Annotated in this window: 5 protein-coding genes; 4 read left to right on the top strand and 1 reads right to left on the bottom strand. The window is 63.1% G+C overall.

The window, feature by feature from the left end:
- The 4 genes from mmsA to VL598_RS10760 form a co-directional block, all read left to right on the top strand.
- A partial coding sequence (gene mmsA, locus VL598_RS10775; RefSeq protein ID WP_325326704.1) for a CoA-acylating methylmalonate-semialdehyde dehydrogenase occupies nucleotides 1-1174 on the top strand: 1174 nt, incomplete at its 5' end.
- Nucleotides 1175-1406: 232 nt separating this feature from the next.
- Nucleotides 1407-1769: a translation initiation factor Sui1 gene (locus tag VL598_RS10770; protein WP_325326703.1), complete on the top strand. Its 363-nt coding sequence runs from the start codon at nucleotides 1407-1409 to the stop codon at nucleotides 1767-1769.
- A 329-nt stretch (nucleotides 1770-2098) separates the two neighbouring features.
- Nucleotides 2099-3118, top strand: a complete 1020-nt coding sequence (locus tag VL598_RS10765) for an alcohol dehydrogenase (RefSeq protein ID WP_325326702.1) — start codon at nucleotides 2099-2101, stop codon at nucleotides 3116-3118.
- A 329-nt stretch (nucleotides 3119-3447) separates the two neighbouring features.
- A complete protein-coding gene (locus VL598_RS10760) occupies nucleotides 3448-4191 on the top strand; it encodes a GntR family transcriptional regulator (RefSeq protein ID WP_325326701.1) in 744 nt (247 codons plus the stop codon).
- 235 nt (nucleotides 4192-4426) lie between these two features.
- Here VL598_RS10760 and infA read toward each other — a convergent pair whose 3' ends face one another.
- The gene (gene infA / locus VL598_RS10755; RefSeq protein WP_012427521.1) at nucleotides 4427-4699 is read right to left on the bottom strand and encodes a translation initiation factor IF-1; all 273 of its coding nucleotides are present in this window, start codon (nucleotides 4697-4699) and stop codon (nucleotides 4427-4429) included.
- Nucleotides 4700-4712: the final 13 nt, after the last annotated feature.

Genomic DNA, 4712 nt, shown 5'->3' with positions numbered 1-4712 from the left:
AATCGTCGAATTCGCGTGTGGCATTCCGAACCTGCTCAAGACCGATTTCACCGATCAGATCAGCGGCGGCATCGACAACTGGAATCTACGTCAGCCGCTCGGCGTGGCCGCGGGCGTCACGCCGTTCAATTTCCCGATGGTGGTGCCGTGCTGGATGTTCGTGATGGCAGCTGCATGCGGCAACACGTTCGTGCTCAAGCCCTCGGAGCGCACGCCGTCGGCATCGATCCGGCTCGCCGAGCTGTTCATCGAGGCGGGCTTTCCCAAAGGCGTGTTCAATGTCGTGCATGGCGGCAAGTCGGTCGTCGATGCGCTGATCGAGCACCCCGACGTGGCCGCGATATCGGTCGTCGGCTCGACGCCGGTCGCGCAATACATCTACAGCGAAAGCGCAAAGCGCGGCAAGCGCGTGCAGGCGTTGGGCAGTGCGAAAAACCATCTGGTCGTCATGCCCGACGCCGATCTCGATCAGGCGGTCGATGCGTTGATCGCCTCGTCGTATGGCTCGGCCGGCGAGCGCTGCATGGCGACCTCGGTCGCGGTCGCGGTAGGGCGTATCGGCGACGAACTGATCGAGCGTCTCGCGCCGCGCGTGCGCTCGCTCAGGATCGGCGGCGGCATGGAGCCCGATCTGGACATGGGGCCGCTCATCAGCGCCGCGCATCGCGCCAAGGTGCTGGGCTATATCAATGCGGGCGTCGCGGCGGGCGCCAGGCTCGTCGTCGATGGTCGCGGCCATCGCGTGCCCGGCCACGAAGAGGGTTTCTTTCTCGGCGGCTCGCTCTTTGACGACGTGAAGCCTGAGATGAGCATCTATCGGGAAGAGATTTTCGGGCCGGTCCTGTCGGTTGTCCGCGTGCCGGATCTCGCGAGTGCGATAGCACTCGTCAATGCGCACGAACTGGGAAACTGCGTATCGCTCTTTACTTCCGATGGCAGCGCGGCGCGCGCATTCTCCCGGCAGATTCACATCGGCATGGTGGGCATCAACGTGCCGAGTCCGGTGCCGCCGGCGTGGCATTCGTTCGGGGGCTGGAAGCGATCGTTGTTCGGCGATCATCACGCGTACGGCGAGGAAGCCGTGCGCTTTTACACGCACTACAAGAGCGTCATGCAGCGCTGGCCCGGCAGCATCGCTAAAGGTGCGGAATTCGCGATGCCCGTGGCCCGGTAAGCCGAACCGGGCTCGCTCGTCATTGAAGCGGGCGGCAAGGACGGCTATCACTGGATTCGCGGCTATCTCTACTGAATCGGTGTAGTCACCGTAGAGATTCCGGGAGAAGGCAGGACACGAGAAATCGTCGCCGCGTGGCGAGCGGCGGCGCGTTAAACATTGAGAGGCAGTACAGGAGCCCCTGCTAAACTCGTCGTGATTTCCGACTTAAGTGTCTTTGAGTAAGCCAATCATGAAGAGTAGTTCAAAAGGCGGCCTTGTTTATTCCACCGATGGCGGACGGATGTGTCCCGAATGCAGCCAGGTGCTCGCGCAATGTGTCTGCAAGACGCTCGCCAAGGCACGAGCGGTAGGTGATGGTGTGGTGCGAGTGAGTCGCGAGACCATGGGCCGGGGCGGGAAAAGCGTGACGCTCGTTAAAGGGCTGGCGCTCGATCCTCTTGCCTTGGCCTTGCTAGGCAAGCAGCTGCGCACGGCCTGCGGTTCTGGTGGAACGGTCAAGGATGGCGTGATCGAAGTGCAGGGTGATCATTGCGAGCGAGTCATCGAGGCGCTAAAAAAGTATGGCCACAGCGCGAAGAGGGCCGGGGGCTGAGCTCATCGCTTCCATGACCCGCTCGGTGATCCGGTCGAATGCCCGTCCTCACGGCCACAGCCTGGAACTCGACGCGGTTCGCGGACCTGGAAAGCGGCTTTCTCCAACGGTGACCATACGCCATGCCTCATGCTCCATCGGCCACCATGATCCCGCTTGCAAGACCCGTTCGAAACAGAGTCAGCGCTCATCGCCAGATTGGCAAGGCCGTGGCGCGCCGCCGAAAATGTGGCGTAAGCTGAGCGCTCGACCGGAGGGTGACATCGGCGGCAAATCTGCGAACCGGGTTCGGTCGACTCGCGTTCGTCTCTTTCACAAGGAGGAAAGCGATGCGGACGATGAAGGCAGTGCAGGTGGCAAAGGCCGGCGGACCCCTGGAGGTCGTTGAACGGGACGTGCCGGAACCCGGTGCCGGACAGGTGCTCATCAAGATCCAGGCGTGCGGTATCTGCCACAGTGACGTGTTGACGAAAGAAGGGCAGTGGCCGGGCCTGGAATATCCGCGGGTGCCCGGGCACGAGATCGCAGGCGTCATCGACAAGGTCGGCGCGGGCGTTGAAGGATGGCAGGCGGGGCAGCGAGTCGGCGTCGGCTGGCACGGCGGACATTGCGGACGGTGCGAGCATTGCCGTCGAGGCGATTTTGTTCTGTGTCAGCGCGCACTCGTACCCGGCATCAGCTACGACGGCGGCTATGCCGAGTTCATGGTGGCCCCGGTCGAAGCACTGGCGCGCATTCCGGATGATCTTTCCGATGTCGATGCCGCCCCTCTTCTGTGCGCGGGCATCACGACATTCAACGCGCTGCGCAACAGCGGCGCGCGTGCCGGGGACGTGGTCGCCGTTCTGGGCATTGGCGGACTTGGCCATCTCGGCGTGCAGTTCGCGCGAAAGATGGGATTTGTCACGGTAGCCATCGCGCGTGGGCAGGACAAGGCCAGTCTGGCGAAAGAGCTTGGCGCCCATCACTACATCGACAGCACGGCGGTGAACGTCGCAGAGGCGTTGCAGGCTTTGGGCGGCGCTCGCGTGATTCTTGCCACGGTCACGAGCGGTAAAGCGATGAGCGCCGTAGTGGGCGGCCTCGGATTGAACGGCAAGCTGATCATGGTTGGACTCTCCGAAGAGCCCGTCGAGGTGCCGATCGCGCAGTTCATCATGGGGCGAAATTCGGTGCAAGGCTGGCCGTCGGGCACGTCGGCGGATTCTCAGGACACGCTCGCCTTCAGCGCGCTATCGGGCATCAAACCGATGATCGAAGAATTCCCGCTAACGAAAGCTGCCGAGGCCTACGACCGGATGATGAGCGGCGCCGCACGGTTCAGGGTTGTGCTCAACACGGGACAATAGAAGCGCGCGACTTTCGGCCGTGTTTGAGGCGTCTTCACATCGGCACGGTCGACGCCCCTACGATCCCACGTCGTGTAGAACGTCTGCCGCAAAGCCGGAAGCCTGCATCTCTTCAACTTAAACCACGAAGTGCCGCCGCAGCAGCATCGCCGCGGCTCTTCGGCGTTCACGTTGAAAACTCGCGATGTCCATCGACCGTCTTCGCGCGGAGAAGATTCAACGCAAGCACGACACGGGCATCTGCTTGCCCGAACCGTGGATGATGGCGCAGGCTGCCCGCCGCCGCTAGAATGCCAGCCGATATCGCTCCATTCCCGATTACATAATTCATGGCTCCACGTCCCCGGCGTCCGTCGTCTGCCGACACGGAAACGCCCATTCAAGCTGCACGCGACGACGATTCGATCAGCGTCGAAGAGCGTATTTACGCGTCCATTACCGCCGCGTTGTTGCAGGGGCGCCTGCGGCCGGGCGCGCAACTCGTCGAACGCGATCTCGCTGCCGCGTTCGGCTGCACGCGCGGCGCGCTGCGCAAGGTGCTGGCGCGGCTGGGCTTCGAGGGCAAGCTCGTGCTGGAGGCGAATCGCGGTGCGTTCGTGCCGTCGCCGTCGGAAGAGGACATTCGCCAGGTGTATCGCGCGCGGCAGATCGTCGAGGCGGGCATCGTCGCGGCTTTGTGCGGGGCGTTGAGCGCGCAGCACAAGCGGCGCTTGCGCGCGCATGTGCGCAGCGAAGAGAAGGCGTTGAGCGCGGGCGCCGTCGAAGAGTCCGTGCGTCTTGCCGGCCAGTTCCACGTGCTGCTGACGGAGTTGGCGGGCGGCACGGAGTTGCTCGGGCTGGTCGGGCAACTGGTCGCCAAGACGGAACTGTACAAAGCGCTGTTCGACCCGTCGAAGGGTTCGACCTGCTCCGCGGACGAACACACGCAAATCATCGACGCCCTCGATGCGGGCGATCTCGACGTGGCACTGTCGGCTATGCGCGAGCACCTGGCGGAATTGGAGGAGCGGGTAGTCGAGCAGGTGCGCAAAAGCGCCGTCGGCGAGGATCTCGGGACGGTGTTCGGGCTTTAAGCGCGTGTATGCAGGAAGCGAGGAAAGCGTGTGAAACGCACGCTGGCAACAGAAAGGGCCAGGCGCTAAAGCGAATCGGGCAAAACCAGGCTGCAACGAAGCGATGCCGCAGCGCGCCGCTCAGGCTCGAGTCAACGAGTCAAGCCGGAGAAGGCGCGCGAATGGCTTCGCGTACAACTTAATCGCAATGGATCACGCCAGGACCGTGCGCGGCGCGGTCAGCGTGCCGCCAGCCTTAACGGCGACGGAATTGCGTGTTGCGAGCACCGCCGCCACCGGTGGCGCGCTCGTCTTTGTGACGGAAATTGATCCGGCCTTTGGTCAGATCGTAGACCGACAGTTCCAGCGTCACGCGGTCGCCCGCGAGAATACGGATGTGGTTCTTGCGCATGCGTCCGGACGCGTAAGCGCCAACCACGACGCCGTTGTCGAGCGTCACGCGGTAACGGCTGTCCGGAAGTACTTCGTCGACGATACCGTCAAGTTCAAGCAGTTCTTCTTTCGCCATGCATAACTCCTGG

Origin of the sequence: Trinickia sp. (assembly GCF_035492435.1) — a bacterium.
In the GTDB taxonomy this organism is placed as follows: Bacteria; Pseudomonadota; Gammaproteobacteria; order Burkholderiales; family Burkholderiaceae; genus Trinickia.
This window is presented reverse-complemented; position numbering and strand designations above follow the sequence as displayed.

What these genes read in the sequence shown, in the direction of transcription:
- VL598_RS10770 (WP_325326703.1), top strand. Translation starts at nt 1,407, where the DNA reads ATGAAGAGTAGTTCAAAAGGCGGCCTTGTTTATTCCACCGATGGCGGA.
- infA (WP_012427521.1), bottom strand. Translation starts at nt 4,699, where the DNA reads ATGGCGAAAGAAGAACTGCTTGAACTTGACGGTATCGTCGACGAAGTA.
- VL598_RS10765 (WP_325326702.1), top strand. Translation starts at nt 2,099, where the DNA reads ATGCGGACGATGAAGGCAGTGCAGGTGGCAAAGGCCGGCGGACCCCTG.
- VL598_RS10760 (WP_325326701.1), top strand. Translation starts at nt 3,448, where the DNA reads ATGGCTCCACGTCCCCGGCGTCCGTCGTCTGCCGACACGGAAACGCCC.